This is a genomic window from Luteibacter sp., from assembly GCF_051958795.1.
Taxonomy (GTDB): Bacteria; Pseudomonadota; Gammaproteobacteria; order Xanthomonadales; family Rhodanobacteraceae; genus Luteibacter.
Map to the genome: position 1 here is coordinate 1 of NZ_JBQCFT010000129.1, position 3,012 is coordinate 3,012.

3 protein-coding genes are annotated in these 3,012 nt (G+C 66.4%); all 3 read left to right on the forward strand.

All coding sequences use genetic code 11. The features are described 5' to 3' along the window. The coding region (locus ACTHLF_RS07275; protein ID WP_440326147.1) for a MarR family winged helix-turn-helix transcriptional regulator at positions 1–407 on the forward strand (407 nt) is incomplete at its 5' end. Positions 408–522: 115 nt separating this feature from the next. Next, positions 523–1,662, forward strand: coding sequence for an efflux RND transporter periplasmic adaptor subunit (locus tag ACTHLF_RS07280; RefSeq protein WP_440326149.1), 1,140 nt, complete (start codon positions 523–525; stop codon positions 1,660–1,662). 13 nt (positions 1,663–1,675) lie between these two features. Beyond that, the coding region (locus tag ACTHLF_RS07285; RefSeq protein WP_440326151.1) for an efflux RND transporter permease subunit at positions 1,676–3,012 on the forward strand (1,337 nt) is incomplete at its 3' end.

The following is a 3,012-nucleotide window of genomic DNA, read 5'->3' on the forward strand; positions in this document are numbered from 1 at the left end:
TGACGTTGCTTTTCCGGAAGCACTTCGACCGTCGCGCGGTGAAGTTCGGGCTGACCCGTGCCCAGTGGCGCGCCCTGAAGTGGCTGCACCGCCGGCCGGGCATGCGCCAGAACGAGCTTGCCGAACAACTGGACATGGAGCCGATCGCGGTAGGCAGGGTCATTGACCGCCTGAAGGCAGCGGGCTTCGTCGAGCGCCGGCCCGATCCCAAGGATCGCCGCGCCTGGCGCCTGCACGATACCGACCAGGCGCGCGGCGTCATCGACGACATGGAAGATATCTCCCGCGGGCTGCGTCGTGACTCGACCCAGGGCATCGCCGCCGCTGACCTCGAGCAGATGCTCGCGGTCCTGGAGCGCATCAAGGAGAACCTCCAGGCGCTGGACGAACCGTCCGAGGAAAGCTGAACGGCTGTCAACGCAATTGCCGAAGCTGCGTTTCCAACACGGATGTCCCGACTAAACCCATGTCCGCGCACTCCCCGGCGCGGCGACCGAAGCTAAGGCTTCGGCCGGAGCCCCCATGCAACGATCCCCAGGGAAGAAATTTCTCCTCATCGCCGGTCTTGTCGCGGTCGCCGCCATTGGCGTCGGCGTCTGGCGGCACGGCGCGGATGGCAAGGACGCACAGCAGCCGGGCAAGGGCGCCAGTGCGTCCGCCGGCACGCCGGTGACCACGGCCGTCGCGACGCGCGGCGAGATCGATCTCTCGCTCAAGATCATCGGCCGTGCCGAGGCCTATTCCACGGTCAACATCCGCTCACGCGTGAATGGCCAGCTGGAGACCCTGGCGTTCACGCCGGGCTCCCACGTGAAAAAGGGCGCCCTGCTGGCGCAGGTCGATCCCCGCCCGCTGAAGGCGGCGCTGGATGAAGCCCAGGGCAAGGTCGCGAGCGACCAGGCGCAGCTGACCAAGGCGGAAGCCGACCTGGCGCGTTACCAGAACATGCTGGGCAAGGGCTTTGTCAGCCGCGCCGATTTCGACCTGTACAAGGCGAACCTCGGTGTGGCGCGCGCCGCGCTGGAAAGCGACCGCGCCGCTGCGCGCGCCGCGCAGGTGCAGCTCGATTTCACGACGATCAGCGCGCCCTTCGATGGCGTCACCGGCGCGCCGCTGGCGTACCCCGGCGCGACGCTCACCGCCGATACCACCGATATCGTCGTGTTGAACGAAGTGGATCCAATCCGCGTGGCGTTCGCGATTCCCGAAGACAGCCTCGCGGCGGTACGCGCCAGCCAGCGGCGCGGCGCGTTGCCGGTCGAAGCGAAGATTCCCGGTGACACGGGTGAGCCTTTGAAGGGCGAACTGGAGTTCGTCGACAACGCGGTGGATGCGACCACCGGCACGATCGTGCTGAAAGGCCGCTTCGAGAATGGCGATGGCCGGCTCACGCCGGGTCAGTTCGCCGAAGTGACCTTGCCGACCACGCGCCTGACCGACGCCATCAGCATCCCGGTCATCGCCTTGCAGAGCTCCACGGGGGGTACCTTCGTGTTCGTGGTGAAGCCCGACCAGACGGTGGAGCAGCGCAGCGTCAGCACTGGCGCCAGCACGGCGGCGCGCGTCGTGATCGACAAGGGCCTCGCCGAAGGCGAACGCGTGGTGACCGAAGGCCAGATGCTGCTGGTCGACGGCGCGCGCGTGCGCATCGACAAGGGCTGAGGAGGGGCGCGGCGTGAACCTGCCTGAACTGTGTATCCGCCGCCCGGTGATGACCACGCTGCTGATGGCGGCGCTGGTGATCTTCGGCATTGCCGCGTATCCCAAACTCGCCGTCAACGAGCTGCCCAACGTCGACTTCCCCACGATCAACATCAGCGCGAGCCTGCCGGGTGCTTCACCCGAAACCATGGCTTCGTCGGTGGCCACGCCGCTCGAGGCGCAGCTGTCGACGATCGCGGGTATCGATTCGCTCACGTCATCCAGTTCACTGGGTTCGACGCAGATCACCGTGACCTTCGCGCTGGACCGGAGCATCGATGGCGCGGCGCAGGACGTGCAGGCGGCGATCTCCGCGGCGCAGCGCCAGCTGCCGCAGGATATGCCCACGCCGCCGACCTATCGCAAGGTGAACCCGGCCGACGCGCCCATCCTGTTCCTGACCATGCAGTCGTCGACGCTGCCGTTGTACACGGTGGATGACTTCGCCGAGACCGAGCTCGCCCAGCGCCTGTCGCTGGTGGAAGGCGGGGCCCAGGTCAACGTCTACGGCTCGCAGAAGTACGCCGTGCGTATCGCGGTGGATCCGGATCGCCTCGCGGCCACCGGCATCGGCGTCGACCAGATGGCCAGTGCGATCGCCGCGGCGAACGTCAACAAGGCCACCGGCGCACTCAATGGCAGCCGCCAGCTCCTTTCCATCCGTTCGGACGGCCAGCTGATGCGCGCCGCCGACTACAACCAGGTGGTGGTCGCATACAGGAATGGCGCGCCCATTCGACTCTCCGATATCGCCACGCCGCGCGACAGCGTGCAGGACGACCAGAAGGCGAGCTGGTTCAACGGCAATCGCTCGATCACGCTGGCGATCCAGCGCCAGCCCGGCGCGAATACCGTTGAAACCGTGGATCGCATCTTCGCCCTGATCCCCGGCTTCGAGGCGACGTTGCCGCCATCGGTGAAGCTGGATGTGCTGTACGACCGCTCGGTCTCGATCCGCGATTCGGTGCACGACGTGCAGTTCACGCTGGTGCTTGCCGGCATCCTCGTGGTGCTCGTGATCTACCTGTTCCTCGGCAACGCGTCGGCGACGCTCATCCCCGCGGTGGCCTTGCCCATCTCCGTGCTTGGCACGTTCGGCGCCATGTTCGCGCTCGGCTACAGCCTGGATAACCTTTCCCTGCTGGCGCTGACGCTTGCGGTCGGCTTCGTCGTCGATGACGCGATCGTGATGCTTGAGAACATCATGCGCCATATCGAGATGGGCGAAAAACCCTTCGAGGCAGCGGTGAAGGGCGCAGGCGAAATCGGCTTCACCATCTTCTCCATGACGTTGTCGCTGGTCGCCGTGTT